General features: G+C 41.2%; 17 protein-coding genes and 2 pseudogenes. 11 read left to right on the top strand and 8 right to left on the bottom strand.

Annotation, left to right across the window (positions count from 1 at the left end; translation table 11 throughout):
- The first annotated feature begins 53 nt into the window (after positions 1-53).
- The 4 genes from QUA23_RS13610 to QUA23_RS13595 all read left to right on the top strand — a co-directional run bounded on the left by QUA23_RS13610 (position 54) and on the right by QUA23_RS13595 (position 8,878).
- Positions 54-1,784 carry an FkbM family methyltransferase gene (locus tag QUA23_RS13610; RefSeq protein WP_333076601.1) on the top strand — a complete coding sequence of 577 codons (1,731 nt, stop codon included), beginning with the start codon at positions 54-56 and terminating at the stop codon, positions 1,782-1,784.
- Between the two features lie 48 nt (positions 1,785-1,832).
- Positions 1,833-3,458 carry a hypothetical protein gene (locus tag QUA23_RS13605; RefSeq protein WP_333076603.1) on the top strand — a complete coding sequence of 542 codons (1,626 nt, stop codon included), beginning with the start codon at positions 1,833-1,835 and terminating at the stop codon, positions 3,456-3,458.
- Positions 3,459-3,460: 2 nt separating this feature from the next.
- Positions 3,461-5,131: a hypothetical protein gene (locus tag QUA23_RS13600; RefSeq protein WP_333076604.1), complete on the top strand. Its 1,671-nt coding sequence runs from the start codon at positions 3,461-3,463 to the stop codon at positions 5,129-5,131.
- Positions 5,132-5,206: 75 nt separating this feature from the next.
- A complete protein-coding gene (locus QUA23_RS13595) occupies positions 5,207-8,878 on the top strand; it encodes a tetratricopeptide repeat protein (protein WP_333076606.1) in 3,672 nt (1,223 codons plus the stop codon).
- Positions 8,879-9,234: 356 nt separating this feature from the next.
- Here the strand turns inward: QUA23_RS13595 and QUA23_RS13590 are convergent, their stop codons facing one another.
- From QUA23_RS13590 to QUA23_RS13570, 5 genes and pseudogenes are all read right to left on the bottom strand, one after another.
- Complete coding sequence (locus QUA23_RS13590) at positions 9,235-10,815, bottom strand: hypothetical protein (protein ID WP_333076607.1); 1,581 nt, start codon at positions 10,813-10,815, stop codon at positions 9,235-9,237.
- 19 nt (positions 10,816-10,834) lie between these two features.
- Entirely contained in the window at positions 10,835-13,081 is a 2,247-nt protein-coding gene (locus QUA23_RS13585; RefSeq protein WP_333076608.1) for an O-linked N-acetylglucosamine transferase family protein, read from the bottom strand.
- A gap of 139 nt (positions 13,082-13,220) precedes the next feature.
- Positions 13,221-13,754 carry a type IV pilin-like G/H family protein gene (locus tag QUA23_RS13580; protein WP_333076609.1) on the bottom strand — a complete coding sequence of 178 codons (534 nt, stop codon included), beginning with the start codon at positions 13,752-13,754 and terminating at the stop codon, positions 13,221-13,223.
- A 106-nt stretch (positions 13,755-13,860) separates the two neighbouring features.
- Complete coding sequence (locus tag QUA23_RS13575) at positions 13,861-15,186, bottom strand: class I SAM-dependent methyltransferase (protein ID WP_333076636.1); 1,326 nt, start codon at positions 15,184-15,186, stop codon at positions 13,861-13,863.
- A gap of 264 nt (positions 15,187-15,450) precedes the next feature.
- Positions 15,451-15,891: pseudogene (locus QUA23_RS13570) on the bottom strand (phytanoyl-CoA dioxygenase family protein); the annotation flags it as partial.
- A 537-nt stretch (positions 15,892-16,428) separates the two neighbouring features.
- On the opposite strand from QUA23_RS13570, the gene QUA23_RS13565 reads away from it, so the two are divergent.
- From QUA23_RS13565 to QUA23_RS13535, 7 genes and pseudogenes are all read left to right on the top strand, one after another.
- On the top strand, positions 16,429-16,617 hold the full coding sequence (locus tag QUA23_RS13565) for a hypothetical protein (protein WP_333076611.1): 189 nt from the start codon (positions 16,429-16,431) through the stop codon (positions 16,615-16,617).
- Between the two features lie 77 nt (positions 16,618-16,694).
- The gene (locus tag QUA23_RS13560) at positions 16,695-18,869 is read left to right on the top strand and encodes an O-linked N-acetylglucosamine transferase family protein (protein ID WP_333076613.1); all 2,175 of its coding nucleotides are present in this window, start codon (positions 16,695-16,697) and stop codon (positions 18,867-18,869) included.
- 135 nt (positions 18,870-19,004) lie between these two features.
- Positions 19,005-19,622 carry a Uma2 family endonuclease gene (locus QUA23_RS13555; RefSeq protein WP_333076615.1) on the top strand — a complete coding sequence of 206 codons (618 nt, stop codon included), beginning with the start codon at positions 19,005-19,007 and terminating at the stop codon, positions 19,620-19,622.
- 165 nt (positions 19,623-19,787) lie between these two features.
- On the top strand, positions 19,788-20,960 hold the full coding sequence (locus tag QUA23_RS13550; protein ID WP_333076616.1) for an AI-2E family transporter: 1,173 nt from the start codon (positions 19,788-19,790) through the stop codon (positions 20,958-20,960).
- A 169-nt stretch (positions 20,961-21,129) separates the two neighbouring features.
- Positions 21,130-21,333 (top strand): hypothetical protein, encoded by a 204-nt coding sequence (locus QUA23_RS13545; RefSeq protein WP_333076617.1) that lies wholly within the window; start codon positions 21,130-21,132, stop codon positions 21,331-21,333.
- Positions 21,334-21,738: 405 nt separating this feature from the next.
- Complete coding sequence (locus QUA23_RS13540) at positions 21,739-22,914, top strand: homocysteine biosynthesis protein (protein ID WP_333076618.1); 1,176 nt, start codon at positions 21,739-21,741, stop codon at positions 22,912-22,914.
- Positions 22,915-23,103: 189 nt separating this feature from the next.
- Positions 23,104-23,199: pseudogene (locus tag QUA23_RS13535) on the top strand (IS1 family transposase); the annotation flags it as partial.
- 202 nt (positions 23,200-23,401) lie between these two features.
- On the opposite strand, the gene cobA reads toward QUA23_RS13535, so the two are convergent.
- The 3 genes from cobA to QUA23_RS13520 form a co-directional block, all read right to left on the bottom strand.
- Complete coding sequence (cobA, locus tag QUA23_RS13530) at positions 23,402-24,211, bottom strand: uroporphyrinogen-III C-methyltransferase (protein WP_333076619.1); 810 nt, start codon at positions 24,209-24,211, stop codon at positions 23,402-23,404.
- Positions 24,208-24,951: a sirohydrochlorin chelatase gene (locus QUA23_RS13525; protein ID WP_333076620.1), complete on the bottom strand. Its 744-nt coding sequence runs from the start codon at positions 24,949-24,951 to the stop codon at positions 24,208-24,210. The genes cobA and QUA23_RS13525 overlap by 4 nt, the downstream gene beginning before the upstream one ends.
- 266 nt (positions 24,952-25,217) lie before the next feature.
- A complete protein-coding gene (locus tag QUA23_RS13520) occupies positions 25,218-25,901 on the bottom strand; it encodes a manganese catalase family protein (RefSeq protein WP_333036883.1) in 684 nt (227 codons plus the stop codon).
- Positions 25,902-25,935: the final 34 nt, after the last annotated feature.

Genomic DNA, 25,935 nt, shown 5'->3' with positions numbered 1-25,935 from the left:
GGTAAATCGGAACAAAATCGAGCATTCATCATTTTTACGTACTAATAATTATTATGTTTTTCCTCCCAAGTTTAAAGAAGAGCGGTAAGTTAGACAGAGTTCACATCACCGTATGTATTGTTGGTTCACGCAAAATTGAAAAGCAGGATGATTATGCCAGTCGAAATTGGGATATTTTCGCCCCTAACTTAACTATTTATGGATTTGATGCAGATGTAGAAGCTTGCGAGCAAGCTAATGCTGACCTAGAAGCTAGAAAAGTCAATTGGACTGAAAACCATATCCCCTTAGCTCTTAGCAATAAAGAGGGAAAATCCACACTTTATGTAAATAAATATCCCGGATGTAGTTCTTTGTATCCGCCCAATGAGTCATATATGCAGCGGTTTAACGGCTATATAGGTCTAATTCTAGATCGTACTATCGAAATTGAAACAACAACTTTAGATACTTTTTGCCATTGGGAAAACATTAAAGAAATTGACTTCATTCACCTTGATGTTCAGGGTGGAGAACTTTCAGTTTTAGAAGGAGCTTCGGAAATTTTAAAACAGAGCATTCTAGCTGTTTACAGCGAAGTTGAGTTTACAGACATATATGTCAATCAACCTCTGTTTGGTGATTTAGATGTGTATTTGAGAAACCAAAGTTTTACACTCTTTGATTTAATTGTTAGTACGGGACGTGCAGTTCGCACAACTTCACCCATTACTTCTCGAAACCGTCCTGGCTCATTAGTATGGGCTGATGCCTTTTATCTCCGGGATTTGATGCGCCCCAACTTAAATACACATTTACAGACACCTGAGCGAATTTTGAAGCTGGCTTGTATAGCTGATGTCATGGACTATACTGATTATGCCCTAGAGCTTCTGGAGTATCTTACTCTGAATTATGGCACTGACCCACATTATAACTTTGCCGATAATATTATTGAAAGTTTAGCTCAAAATCCTGAGCTGGTAAAGTACGGACTAGAAAATCTGCCAATAGTAAATCGTCTTCGAGACTACATAAGTAGTAATAATATATATTTAGCCAGCGCTAAAACTCAAATTAAAGGTAACACAAATCGGAAACCTCGCGGAAGTGCTAATCTCGTTAATAAATCAGAGATAGCCACATCTTCTAAACCATCTGTATGTAAATTCTTGAAATTTAGAGATGAAATTTATAAATGTACTGATTATCTACATAGAAATGGCTATGCTTCCCATAATCTTGTCTGTAAAGACTGGGATATCGCTCACATCATCTTTGATTTATCAGACGGTAATCTTTTAGATATGGGTAGTTCTGACTCTTATATTTTAAAGAATGCGGTTTTGAAAAATGTCCAAGGCGAAAAATATGGGATTGACCTTCAACCTCCTGATGTGCCTCTGGAAGAAGTCAAATATATGATTGGAGATCTCATGGATACCAAACTTCCAGATCATTACTTCACCAATATAACTTGTCTTTCTGTCATAGAACATGAAGTAGATTTCAAAAAATTCGCCACAGAAGTTTCTAGACTTTTGATAGAAAATGGCAAATTGTATGTAACTTTTGATTATTGGACACCGAAACTTAAGCCAGACTTCAAGCTTTACGATAGACTCTGGAATCCTTTGGATGAAAACGATACTAAAAACTTGATAGATAAATGTAAAAATTGTGGTTTAAATTTAGTTGAGCCTGTAGATTGGTCTTTGGGAGATGCAGTAATCAAACCTGGTTACTTTTCTCCGGGAGCGAATATCAGCTATACCTTTGGAATGCTGGTTTTCCAAAAAAATTAGTCTCTCTCAAACTACTGTTTTTCAATAATAATAATGATGAAAAATTCTATGATTAATTACGGTAAACGAATCCTACTGGGCCAGCTTGGATCCAATGGAGATTGTCTTTATACAACTATATTAGCTCGACAAATTAAGCAGGATTATCCCAATTGCCATCTGACTTGGGCGATTTCATCTATTTGTAAAGGGACAGTTGAAGAAAACCCATTTGTTGATGAAATTTGGGAAATTCCTTTAGCTGGTTGGGCTGACATGGCAGCAGCTTGGTATGATTTTGAAAACCAGGCAAAAGCTCGCGCTGATCGTGGTGATTTTGATGAAATATTTTTGGCCCAAATTTATCCTAATAACTTTCAAAATTACGACGGTACTGTTCGTCCCTCTATTTTTCGGGCTTATCCAAAACCTATAACTGTTCCAATACAGAATATTTTAAAACTGCGAAGCAATGAGGTTGAAAAAGTCCAAACTTTTGCCGAAAAGCATAATTTGCCGCAATCCAGTCATGTAATTTTGTTTGAATGTGCATCGAAAAGTGGTCAGTCTTTTGTTACACCTCAATATGCTTTATATGTAGCTCAAGGGATAATTTCTCTGCTGCCAGATTGCCAAGTTATTCTTTCATCTAATTTCCCAATTCCTAAAGGAAATCCCGGAATTATTGATGGTAGCACTCTTACTATGAGGGAAACTGCTGAATTGACTAAGTATTGTCACCTTTTTATCGGCTGTTCAAGTGGCATCACCCAAATAGCACTTACAGACTGGGCTAAACCATTACCAATGATTCAGTTATTGTCAAAATCAACATCTGCCTATGGTTCTATTGCCCATGATTTTGACTATTGGGGAATGTCATCGGAACAAATTTTAGAGATGACTGATGTACCAGTGGAACACTTAATTGAATGTATTTACACTGCTTTTACAAAAGGTTTTTCCGAAGCACGCTGTGAGTTTCACCAACAAATTGTTATTGATTTTAATTACTATTTAGGCTATGTAAATAGTTTTATTCTACAAAGAACAGAACAGTATTTCAAAGCGGTTCGCTCAATCTTATATACGGTAGAGCGATACGGTTGGCATCCCCAGTTAAAATTATTTGTACAAACTGAATTAATCCCGAAAATATGTCCTGGTAAAAAATTGCCAGTTACCGATGAAGACTACAGTAAATTGTTACAAGAGTGGATTGATAATTTTAACAAAGACTACGCATGGGCAGATGAGGGAGTGCCTCAGCATCGAATAGTTGAGGCTCTTAGTAACGATCTCGGATTAAGAGATATTAATCTAATTATATTTCCTGACTGGAACCAGTCAGAAGAATTAATCGCGGAGGATTTAACACGTGTCATCAAAGCTAGTATGGATCACCCGAATAAAAGTGAGATAGCTTTACTGATAGAGACTACCAGCATTTCTGATGAAGATGCCAATCTACTTTTATCTAGCGTGGCGATGAATCTACTGATGGAAGAGGATTTAGATGTTTCTGAGGGACCGGAAATTTCACTGATTGGACGGTTAAGTGAAATTCAGTGGGAAACTCTGATGACTTGCCTTGATGGTAGAATTATATTGGATAATGAGAATCGAGAGGCGATCGCAGTGGCAGGACATGAAGAAATCCCATCTTATTTAGTGGACAGTTTTATGAATATGTAATCTTGACTGAAAAGCTCAGCAATGATTGTATAGCTACTATTAATATGAACAGCGATATGTCAAAATCCCAACCCCCTCTAAACCCAACTTTGGACAGACCTATATTTTTCTATTGCTGTGAAGGAGTCTATTCACCTTTAAGTATATGTTTAGCGGAAGGCTTTAAAGAACTGGGAATACCTTTTTATTCAAACATCAATCATTGGAAGATTGACCCGGATACAGAAGAATATTTATTTTGTGATGAGCCAAGTGTGACTCATCACGATTGCTCGATTGTGATTTTGGACTTCAGATGGATGAGAAACGCAACATCTTTTCCTGAAAATCTATTTCACTCAGAGCGAAAATATGTTACTGTCTTTCTGGATGACATGGATGGTTTTACCATCTGGAATCCACAGTTAGAAAAATTTGATTTCAGATTAAGAACTCACGGCAACAGCCAATCTATAGATCCTTCAAACTGTTTAACGTGGGTTTTTGGTCTTTCTAACCGTATACTTAGAGAAACCAGTGAATTCAATCATTTTCAGGATAGAAAAAAATGCTTGCTCGTCAATTTCCGCAACGAGCACAGGGAATTGTCATACACTAAAACTTTGATTAAAGTTCTTCAGGGTTATTTATGGGTTGAGAGTGGAGTAATGATAGTTGACAACCCTCTAAGGCAGATTGTTGGCCAACAATTCTTGCCATTAATTCAACATATTTTGCCCCAGGATGATACCGCTGAGGATTTTGATAAATCTCCCTCAGACAGTTACCACTACTTGCACTGGAAGCAAACAGGTCAACGCCACTATCCGAGTTACTACCAGCGTCTGAAGCAATCTACGGCTTGTGCGTGCTTTGGGGGTGCTGTTACCTCCAGCTATTTCACAGGAGAACCAATCGTAGAATGGTGGGATAGTTGGCGTTTTTGGGAGTCATTGGCGGCTGGGTGCGTAACGTTTCACGTAGATTTTGATAAGTATGGAGTTAAACTTCCAGTAATGCCAGAAAACTGGCGGCACTATGTAGGAATTGATTTAGACAATACGCATGATACTGTCGCTCGCATTGCTGATGACCCAGGAATTCTAGAAAAAATCTCTGCTGAAGGTCGGCAGTGGGCTATTAAAAATTACTCTCCTGTTCCTACAGCTTTGCGTTTTCTGGAAATGGTCGGTTATTACACTCCACAAAAGCAGAAAGAACAGGAAAAAAAAGGTGAAAAAGCGATATTTTTAGATGCAATTAACTTGAGAGAGATTAACTTAATTATTTTTCCAGCTTGGTCGCAGCCAGAAGAGTCTCTTGGTTTAGAGTTGGAACGAGTGGTGAGGGCCATCGCAACTCACCCAGACAAAAGCAAGATGACTCTATTAATATACAGCAGTAATATTTCTAACGAAGATGCTAATCTTGTTTTATCAAGCGTAGCGATGAATCTTTTAATGGAAGAAGATTTAGATGTGTCTGATGGACCGGAAATTTCACTGATTGGACAGTTGAGCGAAATTCAGTGGTCAGTTCTGATGCCGCGCCTAAATGGGAGAATTGTATTGGAGAATGAGAATAGAGAGGCGAGCGCTCGAATTGCAGTCCCAAATATTCCATCATTTCAACTCAACACTTTTTGCAACAAAAATGTTGTTCCATTAGAATCAGGAGGATGGGAGCTAAAATAGTGTAACTTTTTATTCCTAACAAAGAGAGGCGAACTATCGCCAAGTAAATAATCTAAAATTAAGGAGGAAATTTGTATGGACGTTCAAAAATTTCTCAACCATCTTCCTAATTATTATAATAACTGGAATCTCCCATCTGTACAGCCGAAATCTCTGCGCTTTAGGGAGCTCCTTGAACAAGTGGAGGGAATGACAACCCCCAATATTATGCAATTCCTTAATTGGGCAGTAGACTGCATGGAACCAGGAGAAGTGTATTGTGAGATTGGTTGCTTGCGGGGAGCTAGTTTAATCGGTGCCCTCCTCGATCATCCAGATTGTATGGCTTATGCCATAGATAATTTTTCTGAATTTGACGAGTCAGGTCAAAACTTAGAAAAATTGACAAATAATTTATCTGAATTTAATCTGGAAGACCAAGTATTTTTTTGTAATCAAGACTTTGAGGAATTTTTTGGGGAACTGCAACAGGTAGGACTGGATGAAAAAATCGGCGTTTATTTTTATGATGCTAGTTATAACTACCGTTCTCAAATATTAGCTTTGCTTTTAGTGAAACCTTTTCTGGCAGACACAGCCCTAATTGTTTTAAGTAATGCTAACTTCGATCAAGCTCAACAAGCTATCTTAGATTTTACAGTAACTAATCCTCAAGCTCAACTTGTCCTTAATTTGCCGACATTAAAGTTCTGTGACGAGACGTTTTGGAATGGCATCTCTATTTTAAGTTGGAACAGAGATAGAATTCATAATGAGACTGCTCTCAGCTATAATTCCGACAATAATCCCCACAGTAAATTTGTCATTGAAACCCTCAGAGAAACTCAATTAAAGCAGCAGACAGAATCAGTTAGCGGTCTCTTCAAAGAAGCCGCAGTATTAACTCACTGGCATCAATATGCGGAAGCTGAGAAAAAGTATAAATTAATATTGCTTTATGAAAATAATAATGCTGCTGCTTGGATGAATTTGGGAATTATTTACTACCTCAATCAAAGATATCAAGAAGCAATTTACACCATTGCCAAATCTTTGGAATTTGACTCCTCAAAAGCTACGGTTCATTATAGCTTGGGCTTAGCTTTAGAAAAAACCTCTAATTACGAGCAAGCAATTGAGGCTTATCGACAAACGATTGCTCTTAATCCCAGATATACTGACGCTTACAATAATCTAGGTAATATTTTGCTTCAAATAGGACATGTTCAAGAATCTGAGAATATTTATCGTCAAGCAATTCAAGAAAATCCTAATGATTTTGGCAGCTACCTAAATTTAGGCAATGTGCTGATGGTTAATAGCAATTGGGATGAAGCGATTGAGGTCTATCTAAAAGCTTTGACTCTCAATCCTCGCGATCCTGACATTCTTAATAATTTAGGATTAGCCTATGAAGCTAAAGGAGAGAAAGCCTTATCGTTGAGTTATTTTGGTTATTCTTGCTATCGCCGAGGTAATTATGAAGGGGCTGTGAAACATTTTAAATCTTTACTAGAAATTGATCAATATATAGAAGTAAATAATTATCTTTTTCTAGCAAGTGCTTTAAATCAATTGAACCGGGTAGAAGAAAGTCTCAGAATTATTCAAAAAGGCATCAGCCATTATCCAAATCAGACAGAATTTCACCATCTCAGAATTAATATTTTTAATGAAAATGGCAGTATTCAAGAAGCGATTGCAAGTGCAAAAGAAGCATCCACTTCTCACCCAGATGACTTTTATCTTTATCTCATAAACCAATTACTAGTGCCATCATTTTATGAAAAATATGAACAAATAGCATTTTACCGTCAGCAATTCATTCAGGGACTAGAAAAGGTTATTAAGCAAACTAAGTTAGACAGTGCCGGAACCAGAAATAAAGCTTTGATTGGCACGAGCAAATATGCAAATTTTTACCTAGCTTATCAAGGTTACAATGATCGAGAATTACAAGAACGGTATGGCAAGTTTATTCATAATATCCTGGGATCTAACTATCCTACATGGGTAAATCCCATGCCGATGCCGCCGATTGCAAATAATGGCAAAATTCGGATTGGTTATATTTCTGATGCCATTGGTAATACCAGTGCAGCTAAATGGATATTAGGGTGGCTAGAAAATTGCAACAGAGACAAGTTTGAAATTTTTTGCTACCATACAGGTTCTTACGTAAGTAAAGATTCTACTACTCAACAAATTAGGTTATCAAGTGATGTTTTTTATTACATACCTGACAACTTAGAAGCAGCTTGTCAGCAAATATTTAAAGACCGGTTGCATATACTAGTGTTTTTAGCTATTGGGATATGGGCACCTACAACCCAATTAGCATCCCTGCGTTTGGCTCCAATTCAATGTACTACCTGGGGACATCCCATTACCTCTGGACTGCCAACCATTGATTACTTTTTATCTGGTGACTTGCTTGAACCAGATGATGCCCAAGAACACTATACTGAACAGTTGGTTCGGCTACCGAATCTGGGAATTTCCTATCAAAAACCGTTTATTCCCCAACCAACTAAAACTCGTTCAGATTTTCAGCTTCGCGATTTTGCTGTCATCTATCTATCTTGTCAATCGAGTTTTAAATATTTACCGCAGTATGATTACATCTTTGTCGAAATAGTTCGCCGAGTTCCCGAAGCTCAGCTTGTATTTGTATTTAGATCGCAGACTTTAAATGATAACTCGAAAACTCTAGAAAAGAAATTTCGCCAGCGGTTACAGAAAGCCTTTGCCGCCGTTAATTTGAAGAGCGAGGATTATTGTGTATTTTTGCCAAGTCAAGAGTGGGAGAGTTACACCAGTCTCCTGTTAACTTCAGATGTTTTTCTGGATACCTTAAGTTTTTCAGGTGGTCACACCACTTTTGATGCAGTTGCCTGTAATTTACCTATTGTGACTTCTCCGGGTGAATTCATGCGAGGTCGTCAGTCCTATGGCATTTTGAAAATGCTAGGGGTGACAGATACGATCGCCCAAAACGAAGCTGAGTATATTGAGATTGCGGTAAGGTTAGGATTAAACCCGCAATGGCGGCAGGAAATCTCCCAGCGCATGAGAGAGCGTCACACTAATCTTTATGAAGACAAAACCTGTGTTAAGGGTCTAGAACAATTCTACGAACAAGTTGTGCAAAAAAGGTTAAAGCAACAAGAAACAGCCCCTTTGACATTGCCAAAAGCTCTATTCCAAAATAGCTCAATTAAGACGGTACTTCATGTTGGCTGCGGGCCTTATTATCCAAATAGTTTACCTGAAACCTTCCCTACAGATGAATGGCAAGAAGTGCGACTGGATATTGACCCTGCTGTGAGGCCAGATATCATCGGCTCAATCACAGATATGAGTGCTGTAGTCACCGAGTCAGTTGATGCTGTCTATTCATCCCACAATGTAGAGCACGTTTATTATCATCAAGTACCGCTTGTTTTAGCAGAATTCCACCGCGTTTTAAAACCTGGGGGCTTCGCCATGATTCTTGTGCCAGATATCCAGACAGCAGCAGAGGCAATAGCGCAGGGCAACTTAGAAGATTCTCCCCTGTATATTTCTCCTGGTGGTCCGATCGCAGCCATTGATATGTTCTATGGTTTTAGGGAAATGATTGCTCCTGGCAATTACTACATGGCTCACCATACAGCATTCACAGCCCACAGCCTTGAGGGAAAAATGCAGCAAGCTGGTTTCCGCAATTTAGAGGTACGCCGAGAAAACTTCAATATTGTAGCCATAGGATATAAGCAGAGAACATAGCCTTCATCGACTCTTCCCTCATATCACGCTTAGCTTCTCAAGGACTAATTTTTACAAGTCTAGATTTAGTCAAAACTCTAGTCGAAAAAACTCACACTAATACGGGCTATCCGTAGTTGTAAATGTGGTTGATAAATTCTATCAAATTAATCGAAAGGTGACTGATAATTTAAAAAAAACTCTGAAAATTGTTGGCGCTCAATATTTACCAAAATGGAAGTATAGAGCCGTACCTCAACTCCCTAATTAATCAAATTATTGATTTTTCATTCCTTATATATTTTTCTTTCATAATAATTTTTCCATATATGCCTCATCCTTCCAACCTAATCCCTCAATTATACCAGATTGGCTATCTACTTCTTACAGTAAAGGTGCATTTTCGTGTTTTTATTGAAATTACGATTAAAATTCCCAAATTCATACTCCTTAAACTTATCCCTTAAAAACCAAGATGACCTACTTAAAAATATATTTTTTTGATATGGAAAAATTATCACGCATTGCACATCTACTTTATTTTTTATTTTATCCAAAATCTGATAGTTATAAAAGCTTTCTATTTTTTTAAAGAAAAAATTATTTGTGTTCACATAACTGTGGAAATATAAATTATTTCTATTTGATACATAATTAATATATTTCTTGATTGAAAAACTCCATTCATAGGAAAGATGAGGGTTTGAAACAATTAAAATTTTATCGTTTACATTCGTGTTCACCTCTATTGTTCTTAGTAAAGCATTAGTAGATTTCCCTTCCTTGGCAAAAGTATTAGCAGCATCCCAAGCTACACTCAAGTTAAAGCTCAACCCAATCAGAATTAATAATAAAATTAACTTAGCTGCAATTTTATAAGTTTTAGTCAGATAATTGTAGAGACTTATTATTAAAAAGGCATAACCTAAAATTCCAGGTAATATGTATCGTTGAACAATTCCCGACTTAGCGTAAAGTAATGCTTGAGGTACTGAAACTAATAGAAGTAAAAGGATTGGAAAATATAAAACATTTAAAATCTGGCGTAAGGATTGAGAATAAGGGGGTTTAATAGTTAGTCTTATTGCTATCACGCTGGTTAATATTATCCACCAATAACCAGCCTGACTTAAATGTTGAGTAGCAGTAATAGTTCTGGAAATACTAAATCCCTCGAATCCAGCATATCCAATCTCAGGAGTTAGCCCAATATAAAATTTTACTAATAAAAACTCAACGGTAAAAAATAAGCCTAAAATAAATATAGATAAACTATTTTTCTTAAGAGATTCATGCCATGCCAAAGTTTTGAGATGATGAGACAGCCATACTTTTATCAAAGCTATAGCTGGAATCACAAGGATAAAACTTTCTTTGGACAAAGACATTATTAAAACTAAAAAAATGAATAAAGTTTCCGGTAAATTTGTATATTTACTAGATATCTCACTCAGTGCTGCAAATACTAAAGCCGCCGCTAGCAAGAATGTACCTATTGTTTCCGCCGGCCCAAGTTGCCACCATATTGCTGATTGTGCCCCTAAGGTTGTTAAAAATGAAAATAGTAGTGCCTCACTTATTGAAAATCTTATCAGTTGGCCAAATATAAATAAGAAAAAAGTAGTCAAAACCCCTAACATTCCCGTATAAAATGACCACCACCCGAAGTTAACTCCTAGTAATCTTGTTGCCAGGATTCTATGAACATAATAAAAAGGTCGGAACCTTCCAGTTAGCAAATCATTGTGAATCCATTGACTACTTACTTGAAAAATACCCAGTTTTTGAACAGTTAAATTATAGTTAATATGAGTTATTTCATGGTCATCAGTAAAGTGGTATCCCGAAAACAACGAACCACTTGCGATCAAAATAAAAAACCAAAATATTAATATAAACAGGAATACACTTAGATAACTATATTTTCTGAAAAAGCTAATAGAATCAGATATTTTCACGCTCAATTACCTTGCTCGACTAACTCTTCTCCAGATATATCTGCCACATTTGCTCATAAGCATTCTCCATCTCACGGGCAAACTGCTTGCCATTCCACAGAGGAGAAGTTCGCCTAGACTGTAGTAGTTTCCAGCTAATTTGTTGTCGCAAAACCGCATCTTTACCGAGCCTAACCCCCCACTCCACATATTGATCGTCAGTCCAAGCAATCCCCTCCATTACTCCCACATTCATCATCATTGTGTAACTATTTCGTGCAGAAAATTGTTCACCTACCCGCGTCACAAGAGGAATACACATCCAGAGGGTTTCAAGGGTAGTTGTCGCACCATTATAAGGATAAGTATCCAGCACAACATCGGCAATGCCTAAATTAGCTCGATGAATTGCTTCTGTAGGATCTTGCGACAAAAATCGCAAGCGTTGAGCATCTACACCCTCTTCTTCTGCTAACTGATTAAAGAACTTTTTAAGGGATTCTTCCCCAGCCCCACCCTTAATTAAAAAGTAACTATTAGGAACTTCAGCAACAATTTTCATCTGTAGTCGCGCCGTATCGGGATGCCTTTTGTAGCCTACTTGAGAACTCATATATACAACAGCATCACTGGGAATACTCAAATCCTCGCGTCGCAAAGTCGGTACATCCATCTCAAAACCATCGACACCTATATAAGTGTGAGGTAAGCGCCAAATTTTTTCACTATAATAATCCTGAGCAGACTCCGGTAAAACATAAGGATCGGCAATGAAGTAATCAATAGCAGGCAATCCTGAAGCATCCCAACCTAGCCAAGTGACTTGAATCGGCGCAGGCTTAAGTCCGAAAACCTCGCAATTCAAATCTAAAGTGGTGCTATCTAGGTCAATTAAAATATCAACCTCATCTTGATAGATTTGTTCAGCCATTTCAAAGGTAGACAAATTTCCTTTGAAAGCTCGATCTGCCTGCTGAATATACCACTCTTCTAAAAAGTCATGTATCGGCTTTTTTATATAACCCATAAAATAGGCATTAATTTGAAAACGTTCGCGATCGTGATGCTGAAACAGCCATCGCGCTAACCAGCCCACAGAGTGCATTCCGAAGCAATGAGATAGATAACCTATCTTCAAGCGTTTGGAGGCAACAACGCTGCTTTTATTAACTAAATGCCGCTTTCGGTATCGCTCTACCTGTTCCCGACCATAAACTTCAATATTAGCTTGGCATAGCCCCGCCACTTGATTTTGAATTTGTCTATTGTTTTTTGCCTGATCCTGTAAGTAGGGGAAAAAGAAGGTGGTAGTAAATAGACTGACAACTGTGTAGGAACTTAGGTTTCTTGGCTGTTTAGCTATCAGCATTTCTAGCTGAGATTTATGCTCCTCAATCAGCGAAGATACCTCTTCCCAATAGCCAACAGCACCCATTAATCCGCGCAAAACTTTGTGATTAGCACAAACTTTATCGTAGAGTTCTTCTGCTAAGGAGTAGCATAACTTTGCTACTTCTATACCTTGATCGTATTGTCGAGCGTTTTGGTAAAAACTAGCCAAATGATGCAAAAAACTCAATCGCTGAGTTCCCATACTTTCAGGATCTAAACGACGACAGATTTCAAGAAAACGAGCTGCTAAATGTGGCGACGAGTGAGCAATAGTTATCGATGTTATGACTATCAGGTAAACAAAGACTTCAAACTCGCGGATATGAGCTATAGAAGCTGATGCAAAGTCTAGGGATGATGGGTGAAAAGGAGCATAATCTAAAACACTCTTCAACACCTGCATCAAGAGAGCCGAATCTAATGGTATTGATGGCTCCGACTCTAACAGTTCTATCACGCCTAAAGCACTTAATTCATCTCCCGTATAATTCTCAAGCAGGATGCACAAGCCAATCAAATGCAACAGGTTGTTAATGTCCTCCGGCGTAATTTCCCTGATATGTTGACGGATTGCCCAGGCCATTGCATAGTCTGGTAGAGTTACTTGCCGATCGGCTTCTTTTTGCAACACCAGCAACAACTCGGCTGTCCACAATTCAACCTGTTCTGGCTCCCCTTCCGCCATGCCTAGTAGCCAAGTCGTCTGAGCTTCTGCCTCTTGCCCCTGCAAGAGCAACGTTAACCCTAAATGCCAGTAATGAGACTTGATTGCCGGCTCCGCTTCAATTGCCTGTTCGTAAAAAATCTCTGCATCATGGTAGTCTCCATGCAGAAGGTATTGCTCAGCTTTTTGTTGCCAATCGGCAGGCTCAGCCAATAAATCTTGATCGGTCATCGCTGCATATATATAATTAATTAATCTCGCAGCTTCTGGCTGCGAGATTAATTGCTGGACGTTGTAATCTCTTGTAATCTCAAATTTCAGGCGAGGTGAGAAAGGTAAAAAAACGCTCCCCTAGCAGATACCTCTCCTACTACTTCGTAACTGGATCGCCCGCTTGGCACTCTAGAGTGGCATTCGCGGCAGGAGCTGGTTCAGGAGCCAAAGCTGTAGTTTGAGTACCTTTACTCACACACAAAACTGCTATGGTGCTGGTTTCACTTGTAGAAGTATTTCCCACCAGAGCTACAGTTCCTGTATAGGCTTTCAGTGCGTTGGCAATGGGTATTCCTTGAGAGCCAATGGCATTATCCGAACTCTGCCCAACGATGGTGTATTTGTAGTTAGTAGTTTGCGTTTTGATGCCAAGCCCTAAATTATCAACAGTTGTTGCAAAGCCTCCTAATTCCGCGAATTTAGCTTGCTGAGCGCGGTTCATGGAACCAGTGTACTGCTTGGATTCTGATTCCTTAGCTTTATTAGCTTGGTTCAAGAAGGAAGGCAAAGCGATAGCAGACAAAATACCGATAATGATGATAACAACCAGCAGTTCAATTAGCGTGAAACCCTTATCCTGTCTTTTTTGATTGAGGTGTTGCAGGAATCTGGCTTTAAATTCAGTCTTCATGGTTTGTTTCTCCTAGAGGCGTGTGATGCTTGATTTCTAACTCGTACACTTAACTTACCCCTTTTCCCTGGCTTTCATATCAACCTAGCTATTTTTTTTTTTTTTATCAAGCAGATCGCTCCAAAAGCACATACAGAAAGGATTCCAGCGTAGTCAATAGTTCCTTGACTTGCTCAAAGGCCGTCGCCTCACTTACAGACTCTAGGGTGACGGGATGCAGCGGTGTGACTTTCAGCCACCGAGCCACTAGAGGCCGCATAGGCTGCGCTCCCTCCCAAAGTGGTAGCAGACAAGCAGCCATGTTACTCTCTATCACGACAGGCCTTAGAGTTGGCAAAGACACATAACGACTAATGTCAAAGGGTTTGTGACTCGTGATGCAGTTGAGTAGGTCTTCTTTAGACTGGGGATTTTTCAATTGAGGGTGAAGATGCACCTTAGCCTCCTGCCAGTCAGAGAGTGTCCATTCAGGAACTGGCAAAAATTGCTGCTCCTGGTTGGGATAACCGCACCAAAAGTCAATCAAACGATGAATGGGATGTAATAATTCAAACAAGTGCAGTCGATCTTCCACAGAAATTTCTGGCAAGCTCATTTCCAGAAACGCGGGTAAGTTATTTGAATCTTTGAATAAATCCGTCACTTCCCAATGCCGCCAATTCACCATGCTAATTAATTCCAAATTAGCGGCTCTCAAGGTGGCAAATGCTTCTGGAATGGTATAGCCTTTGTCACCTTGTAATAAGTAATTCATCAGTACCCATCCTTCATTCTGGTAGTATTCAGGTTTCCCAGTTCTTGCTTTCACTATGACTGTATCATCCAAGGCATTCATGATTTCTCCCAGTAATTGAATCTCAAATTCTTCAGGATTGCCGTCCATTAAACCCATCATTTTGAAAACAGTCTGAGCTTGATATATCAACGCTCTCTGTCGTGAACTGTGGAGGTTAGTACGGATAATTCCCTCCGGCTTCAAAACCGACTTCATCGCTTGCAAACCACCCACAGGGTCAGGCATGAGATAAAGAACTTCATCATTATTTATATAGTCAAATTCGATGTTTAAACTAGATACTTGTTCTATTGGCAGTGCGTAAAACTCTACATTTTCAAAGCCATAGTATTGTAACCGCTGCCGAGCTACTTTAACCGATTCTTCTGAAAGATCGATGCCAACTATTTTCGCTCCTGGATTAGCTTCTGCTAAAACTAATGACTTGTATCCACTCCCGCAGCCGGCATCCAAAATAACTTTACCTTCAGTATTTAAAACTCTTTGATTCCTTAAATAGTAAGCTGTTGCGATATTATGAAAAAATAAAGCCTGATAATCGTTTTTGGGAGAAGTTTCGAGGGGAGTTCTAGGATAGCGAACCTTATCGAATTGCTGACAAATTTTATCTCTTGTATCTAATTCTTGATTTTCCATTATAGAGTTATCTCGCTTCTTAATTGAGGGGAGTAGATATTTATTTTCCAGTTCTGTAGCAACTTCTGCCATCTCCTTCGACAAGGGATACATATGATTGTACTGAAGGATTTGCTTCCCGATCAAGCCCAAACGCTGATTAAAATTTGGGGGATTAGATGGGTCAAGCAGTGGAGTTTTGTATGGCTCAACGTCACTTCGCTGAAATTCAAAAGCCAAGCTTATGCGTGGATGAGGCGCTCTTTCGCTGCTGCGGCCTCCCCAGTGCAATACCGCGTGATTCCAGCACAAAACAGAACCCGCAGTTGCCGGCAATGCACGAATATCTTGAAAGTTGATACTTTCCTTTTTTTCACTTTTTTGAACCTTACCGCCATAATTAGGATCGAAAGGAGCTGGGAGGATGTACATACATCCATTCAGCGGGATGGCATCGCTGAGGGGAATCCATATTGTTACACATTTAGGCATCCCGTCTGGCAAAAGAGTGTTGCCACCGTTGTCGCGATGTGGCTGCCATCCTTTTTCAGCATTCGTCGTGTTGATGTACCAACCCCAAAAAGCGGGCAACTGTCGATACTCCTCGCCGAGGATAACTGATAATATGTGAGACAATCGATTAAAGGTATGCCAAAACTCATCGTAAATGAACGCGAAGGGGACAGGCCAGCCTGACTCTCGCAGTTTTTCAATGGCAGCGGCCATGCGCGAAATCTCTGCTTCAGACAAAAATGAATCGATTTGAAAGTAGCCCTCATTCTTGAGATTGAACAACAGTTTTTCCATATGTTCTTGCTCAACTGAAAGAACACTTCCAGATAGTGAAGTAAAATTTTCACCTACACTTAGCTGGGGATTTAGGCTTTTCCAATAGTCTGGATTTTGAGCAAGCTCTAAAAAATTTTTGACGCTAATCATTGGTTTTGGCTTTGAGTCCCTGAGTTGACGACTTATAATTTATCAATTTTTCCGGCAAGATGCTTGGCTTGCTTAAAAGATCGCCAGCAACAAGGTATGCTCTTGCTGAGTTAGGTTAAGGAAGGAAATCTCAATTATGCGAACCTACGTTTAAACAGAAGCTTACCCAAAATTTTCATAAATATTATCAACACCCTCCCCCACGAGCGATCGCGCTTTTCCCCAAACCCCACACGGTACAACGGCAGGGACTTGGCATAATAGTGAGGGTCAATATTTGCAGCCCCCGCGCAAAAACAGATTATACAACCAACTAGCAGCTCCATGAACACCAACATCAGCCCGATCCTCAAAGTATTCTCCCTCTCCGCCGCACTTTCCCTGACGATAAAGTACGCAGGGCCTAGCTTATCCATACCCTCTACCGACCTCAACGCTCTAATCGCCGTCTTTACCCCCAGTATCATCCTAGCTGCTATCCTCGGCTGGCGATCGCGCCAAAACCCAAGATAGGGGCTTAAGGGCGATCGCGCCCAAAGACGAGTTAAATTAAGCCAGAGGCGATCGAACATTCACACCAAAACCCCTCCATGCCCAGCAATATAGATGAGACAGACAATCACATGGATCTAGCCACCTTAAATCTCAAACCCTTAAATTTGCTGATTTTTCCTGATTGGAACCAACCAGAAGAATCTCTTTATTTAGAGTTAGAACTAATTATTAGGAGTCTGGTAAGTCATCCCGATTGCGATTTTATCACTATTTTAATATATGTGAGCGAAAATTTAGAAAAATCTGAAATAGATGCCCATCTAATTTTATCAGCGATTGTGATGAATCTTTTCATGGAAGAAGATTTAGATACTAGCTGCGAACCGGAAATTATTTTATTAGAAAACCTCAATCGAAGCCAGTGGCTCGATATTTTGCCACAGATTCAATATCGAATTAAGCTGAATGCGGAAAATCACCAAGCAATAGCAGAATCGGGAACCGCAGAAATTCCAGTAGTGGAACAAAAACAACTTAGCGATATAACTGTTGATTCCCAAGCATTAGCATTGAGAGAATTCGGCAACCAACTCTATCGTCAAGGAAGATATGAAGCTGCCATTAAGCACTATCAAAGGTTTTTAGTATCCCAGATAGGAGATATAGAACTGTATGGTAACTTAAGCGAGTGTTTAAGAAACCTCAACAGAATCGAAGAAGCGATCGGGATTCTTGAATCAGGCATCCACCATTACCCAACAGCAGGACAACTGCACTTTCAAAGTATCAAAATTTTCCAGCAAAACGGACGCACTCAAGAAGCTATATCAAGTGCCGAAAAAGCAACGGAAATACTGCCCCATGAATATGTTTTTCAACTATTCCAACACTTAACATTGCCGATTGTTTATAACACATCAGATGAAATCATATTTTACAGGGAAAGATTTGTCCAAGGATTAGAAAATTTAATTCAGCAAACCTCCCTAAAAACTCCCGAAGACAAAATTAATGCTTTGCGGGGTTTTAGTAGTTTCACTAATTTTTACCTAGCATATCAGGCTTACAATGTTGTGGAATCGCAATCAAAGTATGCTAATTTAGTCCATCAAGTTATGGTCGCCAACTATTCGCAGTGGGTGCAACCGCAATCAATGCCTCCACTGCTGGAAAATGGCAAAATTAGAGTCGGTTATATTTCTAGTTATTTGCATTCTTACAGTGGCACTTTATGGTTGACTGGCTGGTTGCGTTATTGCAACCACCAACAATTTGAAATTTACTGTTACTATACGGGGAACGATCCAGATCCAATTACAGAACAATTTCGCCAATACAGCGATAGATTTCACCACATTCCTCACAACCTAGAAGCCGTATGTCAACAAATTATTGATGACAAATTGCATATCCTGGTCTTCCCAGAAATCGGCATGGACGCACCAACTATACAAATAGCAGCTTTGCGCCTTGCCCCCGTGCAATGTTCGGCGTGGGGACATCCTGTAACCTCTGGTTTACCGACGATTGATTATTTTCTTTCCAGTGAATTGATGGAGCCAGAAAATGCACAATTGCACTACTCAGAAACCTTAATTAAGTTACCTAATATTGGCGTTTCCTACCCAAAACCGATTGTTGGTCAATTAACCCAAACTCGCTCAGATTTTAAACTGCGAGAAGATGCAGTAATTTATTTATGCTGCCAAGCTCCTTTCAAATACTTACCACAATATGATTTTATTTTAGCAGAAATAGCCCTTCGCGTTCCGCAAGCTCAGTTTATTTTTCCGCGGGGGGCACTGCTTAGGAAACGGCTAAAACGTGCTTTTGCTGCTGTGAATCTCGACAGTGAAGATTACTGTCTGTTCCGAACTATTCCAACTCGACAAGATTACATAGCAATTAACTTTCTGTCTGATGTTTTTTTAGATACTTTTACTTGGTCGGGGGGGAATACGTCTTTGGAGGCGATCGCTTGCAATTTACCCATAGTAACTTGTCCGGGAGAATTTATGCGGGGACTTCATGCTTATAGCTTTCTCAAAAGGCTGGAAGTAACAGACACAATCGTCAAAAATGAAGAAGAATATATTGAAATTGCGGTCAAGTTGGGTATAGATTCAAAGTGGCGCCGAGACATTGCACAACGCATGAGTCAGCGACAAGGTGATCTGTTTGACGATAAAGTTTGCGTGACAGCTTTAGAGACTTTTTATCAAGAAGTTGTTCGAGAAAGACTTGAAGGTAACAAGAATTCTATAGGTTAGGGAGATCGCGCCAACAGCAGCAGTAGAGACGGAATCAAAAAGTGCGACCAATCGCTACTTGGTCTAAAGACTATGTTTTTGCCAAAATCTTAATTCCCCGTACAGCTTATCAAAACCAAACTTGAGGCACTCACCATGATTCAAACCCTACCAGAATTAGTAACATTCGATGAATTCATTGACTGGTATCCTGAAAAGTCAGAACACCGCTATGAACTGCACAATGGAGAAATTGTTGAAATACCAAAAGCAACAGGTAAACATTCTAAAGTCGCCGGTTTTACCGCACTGAAAGTCGGAATAGAGATTGAGCGTCTCAATTTGCCCTACTTCATCCCCACAGAATGCGTCATCAAACCCATGCGCGAGGAATCGGGATATGAACCAGATATTATTGTACTTAACGAACAAACCATTGGGAACGAGCGGCGATGGGAAAAATCATCAATTATCACAATGGGTTCATCACTCCCCCTAATCGTCGAGGTAACTAGCACTAATTGGGGGGATGATTATGCCCTAAAGCTTGAGGCATATGAGTCAATGGGTATTCAGGAATATTGGATTATAGACTATCTAGGATTGGGCGGCAGACGGTTCATCGGCAACCCCAAGCAACCAACTTTTTCGATTTACCAACTAATTGACGGGGAATACCAAGTCAAACTATTCCGAGGGGGCGAGTGTATTGAGTCCCCAACTTTCCCAGAATTGAAGCTGACAGAGCAGCAGGTGTTCGCAAAAGGGAATTGAGGAGGCTGCTTATGCTAATGTCCGAGTAGGGGTATCTGATTAAAGAGGCGATCGCGCGTATCTAAGGTATCTTGTAGAGATGCGATTCATCGCTTCGGGGCTGCAAAGCAATTAGCCAGCAGCAATTCCCAATACCCTATTCCTCAATCTAAAATCTAAAATCTAATGAAGCTAGGACAGTGGATTGGCTTATTAGCCCTCATCGCATCTTGTTACATCCTGTGGCAAATCAGGCAGGCCCTACTGCTGCTGTTTGCCGCCGTCGTCTTAGCCACAGCCTTAAACAGACTAGCACGCTACTTGCAAAAATTCGGACTCAAAAGATCGCTCGCCGTACTCTTATCAGTTAGTTTCCTAGTCCTCATTTTCGTAGGATTATTCCTAATTATTGTACCACCCTTTGCCCAACAGTTTCAACAACTTACCCAAAGAGCCCCTCAAGGAATAGCAAAGTTAAATGAGTGGATAGATCAGATTGAAGCTCGCTTTTCTGGACAAATTGGTCAGCGACTACCGAATCTTGATATTAACGACATTATTCAACAACTGCAACCCCTATTCAATCAACTCGTTGGCGGTGCAGGAGCCTTTGTTGGTAACACATTAGGTGTTATTCTCAGCTTTTTGCTAGTCATAGTTTTGACATTGATGACATTAGCAGATCCTTTATCTTACAGAAAAGGATTTATTCAACTATTTCCCTCTTTTTATCGGCGGCGCATCGAGGGAATCTTAGATGAATGCGAAATAGCCCTCGGCAGATGGGTGATCGGTGCTTTAATTAGTATGAGCGTCATCACTTTTCTTAGCCTTATTGGTTTGTCAGTATTGCAGGTTCCCCTAGCTCTAGCCCACGCTGTTTTAGCTGGTTTGCTGAACTTAATACCCAATATCGGACCAGGTTTGAGCGTCATTCCCCCAGTGACGATCGCACTTTTAGACTCTCCCTTAAAATCAGGTTTTGTGCTGATCCTTTACTTTCTAATTCAACAATTTGAAAGCAACCTCCTCACCCCTTACGTTATGGCGCAGCAAGTAGCGCTACTGCCGGCTGTTACCTTAATAGCTCAAGTATTCTTTGCCACCTTCTTTGGATTTTTAGGACTATTACTTGCCCTTCCTCTCACCGTTGTCGCTCAAGTTTGGGTTAGAGAAGTTTTGATTAAAGACATTCTGAACCAGTGGGACACCAATCCCAGAAAGCTAGCAGCGATCGATACCGCTATTCACGAGGAGTACGAATCTTTAGGAGTAACACATAACAAGCCAGAAACCCTGCCCGAACAAAAATTAGAAATCCCAAATAATACAGAAAGCCACACTCCTGAAAATCAATAATTGAATTCGCTCGATGATGACTCTTACACCCATTGAAAATCCCAGTTTAACAACTACTCAAAGAGGTGTTTTACCAAATATAAATTTGCCAACTTATCAGACCTTATTAGCAGAATATGGAGAGCGGCAAGCCTCTAAATTCCCTTACAGTCGAGGAGTGCTATAAATCATGATTCCGTCCGATTTGCCCGAAAACATAAATAGCATGGTGAAACACATCCTTACCGCATTAACTAAAGAGGTTAAATTGAGAATTAAAGGATTTGGTTCGACGAGTTTAAATAGCTCCGATTTACAACAAGGTGCAGAACAAAATTCATGTTTTTATATGCAAAATATTGACAGTATTATCGGTAAAAAAATGAAAGCTTAAACAATCCGCCACCCGATTTAGTCATTGAAGTCGATCTTACCAGTGTCTTCTCGAATCGATGACCAATTTCTCAGCAGCTAGGAATTATTTAAAGTGGGCGCTATAGGCAAGGAACTGTCCAAATTTACCAACTTAAACATCCCCGACATAATTTTTTTTTGCGAATAAAGTCTCGCATTTCCAATTATGCCTGCAACCTTGCTGAATCATCATTTAGTACAAATGTCAGAAACTCTGGAGGATAATCCTATTGTCAGGTATTGGCAGCAGTGGGTAAGCCAGCAATTGCAAACACAGAGTTTGTAGCTAATTTATAGCGAAGACCAATAAGGAGGTCGATCGCCAAAACAGCATTCGCTCGCTCAACATTCCATCACACTAAAATCTAAAATCTAAAATAGTCTTATGCGATCGATCGACGAAATCAACGATAAAATCAGCCAAGGCAAAGCCACAGTCTGGACAATCGAAGAACTCAAAACTAGAGTTCAAGAAACCAGCATTACCCAAGCAGCCAAAGAAGTCGATGTGATTACCACCGGCACCTTCGAGCCGATGGAATCCTCCGGTGCAATCATCAACCTCGGCCATACCGACCCGCCCATAAAAATCCGCCAGTGCTGGCTAGACGGCGTTTTAGCCTACTCCGGCTTCGGGGCAGTAGACCTGTACCTGGGAGCCACCCAAGTAGCCGAAGACGGCGAAGAATCCCGCGAACGGGGCGGCGGACACGTCATCGAAGACTTAATAGCAGGCCAACCCGTGCAGTTGCGCGCCTTGGGGCAGGTAACAGACTGCTACCCCCGCGCCTCCTTTGAAACCACGATTACCCGCGATACCATCAACCAGTTTTATTTATTCAATCCCCGCAACGCATATCAAAACTTTATTGTTGGCGTCAACGGGGGCGATCGCCCGCTGTTCACCTACCTCGGCCCCCTGCAACCAAACCTCGGCAACGCCGTCTACTCGAACCTTGGAGCCATGTCTCCCCTGCTAAACGACCCCGACCTCGAAATCATCGGCATCGGCACCCGCATCTTCCTAGGAGGCGCTCAGGGCTACATCACCTGGGAAGGAACCCAGCACTTCCCGCTGCAAAAACGCCAGCCAAACCGCACCCCCATCGGCCCGGCCGCCACCCTCGCACTCATCGGCGACGCCAAACAGATGAACTCCAAATGGGTGCGCGGCTGCTACTTCAAAAACTACGGCCCATCCCTGATGCTGGGAGTCGGCATCCCGTTTCCCGTCTTAAACGAAACAGTCGTCGCCCACTGTGCAGTATCCGACAAAAAAATAGTAGCGCCGGTGGTAGATTTCTCTATCCCCCGGCGCGTTCGTCCCACCTTCGGTTTAGTCAGCTATGCTCAATTAAAGACTGGCCGCATTCTCATCGAGGGCAAACCAGTACGGGCCGCCCCCCTTGCGAGTATGTTTCTCTCCCGGCAAGTAGCATTGGAATTGAAGCAGCAAATTGAAGCGGGTCAATTTACCCTCACGGCCCCAGTTGCTCCCCTACCCACCGACAGAGTATTTCTCCCGCAAGATTTGTGGGGGGCCCAAGTGAGGCTGGAATAGACAGTCGCTAGAGTAAAGTGACGGATTATAACTTTAAGGAACCACAAGAGGATATTCAAAGATGATCTTCGACACAGATAGCTCTGTTTACCTTGGCGGTGTCGATTTTTTACCACTTTGGAACTTTGACTGTGGGAGGGCAAGGAATTGGCATATTTCATCACATCATTCTCCATGATGCAACACCAGACTTTATATTATTCCAAGTCCGTTGATATGTTGTACAAGTCAGTACGCTTGCTGATCTACTATCTTAAGTACGGGCGGATTCCTCTGTTCTCTTAATCATTCAACTTTGTGCAACACCCATAATAGAGCGCGAAAGCTAACACTCAAGAGTGAGCAATGACATTTTTATGTCATTTATGCGTCTAGGAATGACATCGGAATGACATCGACCGGGCCCTCGTCCCCGCTGGCGAGCCACCTCAGAGGGAGCGAAATCAAAGCGATCTAATTTCGATCGCTTCTGACCCAATTTTCCCGCTTATTCTACAGTCTGAGAAACTGGCCGACAGCCAGACAATATTGAGTGCAAATTGACGACGTTTCCGATTACTGCGATCGCAGGTGCTGCAAATCCGACCGCCTCAACTTGCTCTACAATTGTACCCAAAGTCCCGATCAATTCTTCTTGTTCCGGCCGCGTTCCCCAGCGCACTAACGCTATGGGCGTTTCTGCACTCAATTGGGCTGCTGTTAACTGACCGATAATGTAAGGCAAATTGTGGATTCCCATGTATACTACAATGGTTTCCGAGCCGCGGGCGATCGCCTGCCAATTTACCTCCGGTCGATATTTTCCCGCTGATTCGTGACCGGTGACAAAGGTGACAGAGGAACTGTACGATCGATGTGTTAAAGGAATTCCCGCATAAGCAGGGGCCGCAATTCCAGAAGTTACACCGGGGACGACTTCTACTGACACTCCTGCTTTTACCAACTCTTCCATTTCTTCGCCGCCGCGACCGAAGATAAACGGATCGCCGCCTTTGAGACGAACTACGATCGCATTATCTCCAGCTTTTTCTATCATTAGTTGAGTGGTTTCGTCCTGCATTAACGAGTGACGACCTTTGCGTTTTCCGGCATCAATTCGTTCTGCTTGGGGGTTGATTGCTGCCAAAATTTGAGGGCTGACTAAAGCGTCGTAAATCACCACATCCGCGCATTCTAACAGAGCTTTTCCCTTCAACGTCATCAAACCCGGATCTCCGGGGCCCGCACCGACTAAATACACTTTTCCTAAAGACATTTTTCTTTCTTCCTTTACCTCTTCTTTGCCTCTGCGGTTCATTTTTGAATTAAATTCCCAATTAAGTCTGCTAATTGTACACTTGGGCCTAGAGGATTTGCGAGATGAAGTTCCGCCGCAGGAAATTGCTGCTTTAGCTGTGCGACATTTTTGGCGATCGCATCTGTAATTCCTCCATTAAATAAGAAGTATGGCACAATTCCAATTTGCTGCTGTCCACCACGAACCAAACTGTCAATTTGCTCTTCCAAACTCGGCTTTACCGACCAATAAGCTGTCAGCGCACCGAGTTTGCTAGCGATTTCCTCAACTGTCGAGTTACCTCCGGGGCGACGGCTGCCGTGAGATAATAAAATCCATTTTGGCAATAGCAGATTGGGGAGAAAAGTCACCTCTTGCATCTGACTTTCTACCAATTTTGTTAAGCCTGCTTCCTGGGAACCTAAATGCGGGCGCAATTCAATTTTTAGCTTGTCACCAAAAGTTTTTTGGGCAATTTCCACCTCTGCCGGTATGTCTTCGGCGACGTGAACTCCCGGCAATAAAAATACAGGCAGGATTTGCAATTCTCTCAGTCCCAGCGACAGGGTACGTTCGCCAAAACTGCAAATTTGTTCGTGCAGCGGTGCGGGTCCAAGTTCTAAGGTGGCGGTTGCTACTGCGGGGAACGAGTCAGCCAAATTTTGAGACAGCAGTTGACCTAGGTTTTCCAAAGCTAGTTGGGGTCTGGGGTCGCGGCTGCCGTGAGAGACTAATAAATAGGTGGATGAGCGCAATTTCAATATGGATTTGATGTTAATGTTCGATCGGGATTTCAAATAATTGTAACACCGTAGGGCGCGTGACTTGAAAAATACTCAACCCTCAACCGGAAGCTTCCGAGTCGCGCACCTCTAACAACTAAAGCAAAGTACCCAGCTTGAAAATTACTCAACACAGGGCTTAAATCTTCTAAGCCGCGCACCTTACAAAAGAAGGTGCGCGGCTTAAAATTTACTTAATAATGGGCTTAAATCTTCTAAGCCACACCATCTAAACAACTCTCAAATTAACCTTTGGGAGCGGGATCGGCAATGTATTGGAAAGTAGGTTCTGAGTTCCAAGGGCCGCGTTCATCCTTGCCATTTGTTGACAAGTTAAAGTAGAGATCCACAGTGGAATCTGGCGGAATATTACCGAACAGCGGATCGGTGAGTTTACCCAACGCTTCGAGAGCTTTCATGAACATTTCAGTGTGAGAAATTTCGCGAGTCAGCAGAAAGTGCAGCGTCTTTTTCGTTCCCATATCCGGTGCTAGTTTAATCAACTCTTCGTAGGTTTGGCGAGCTCCTGCTTCCGCACCGATATTAGCGCGTAAATCGCGCACTACATCCCCACCTTCGTTGACATAAGCACCCGTCCAAGCTTGACCTTGGCTATCCAGCAAGTGCGGACCTACACCGCGCACCGCAAACAAAGTGCTTTTATAAGCTTCTGTTTGGTCAACGTTTTTGGTGTGCATTTCGATGAGTTTGCCCACCATTTCTAAGTGGCTGAATTCTTCTATTGCAATATCTTGGAGCATATCCTTAATCCCTGCATCTTCACAGTGAAAGGACTGCACCCAGTATTGCAGAGCTGCTGTGAGCTCTCCGGTTGCTCCGCCAAACTGTTCTAGGAGCAATTGGGCAAAACGGGGGTTGGCTTCGTCTACTGTCACCGCAGCCATTAATTGTTTTTTGTGAAAAAACATGGATCGATACCTCTTTTAATTATGTTGTTACAGT

It is taken from the genome of Microcoleus sp. Pol1C5 (assembly GCF_036701115.1).
GTDB lineage: Bacteria > Cyanobacteriota > Cyanobacteriia > Cyanobacteriales > Microcoleaceae > Microcoleus.
The sequence above is the reverse complement of the archived record's forward strand: the minus strand, read 5'-3'. Positions and strand labels throughout refer to the sequence as shown.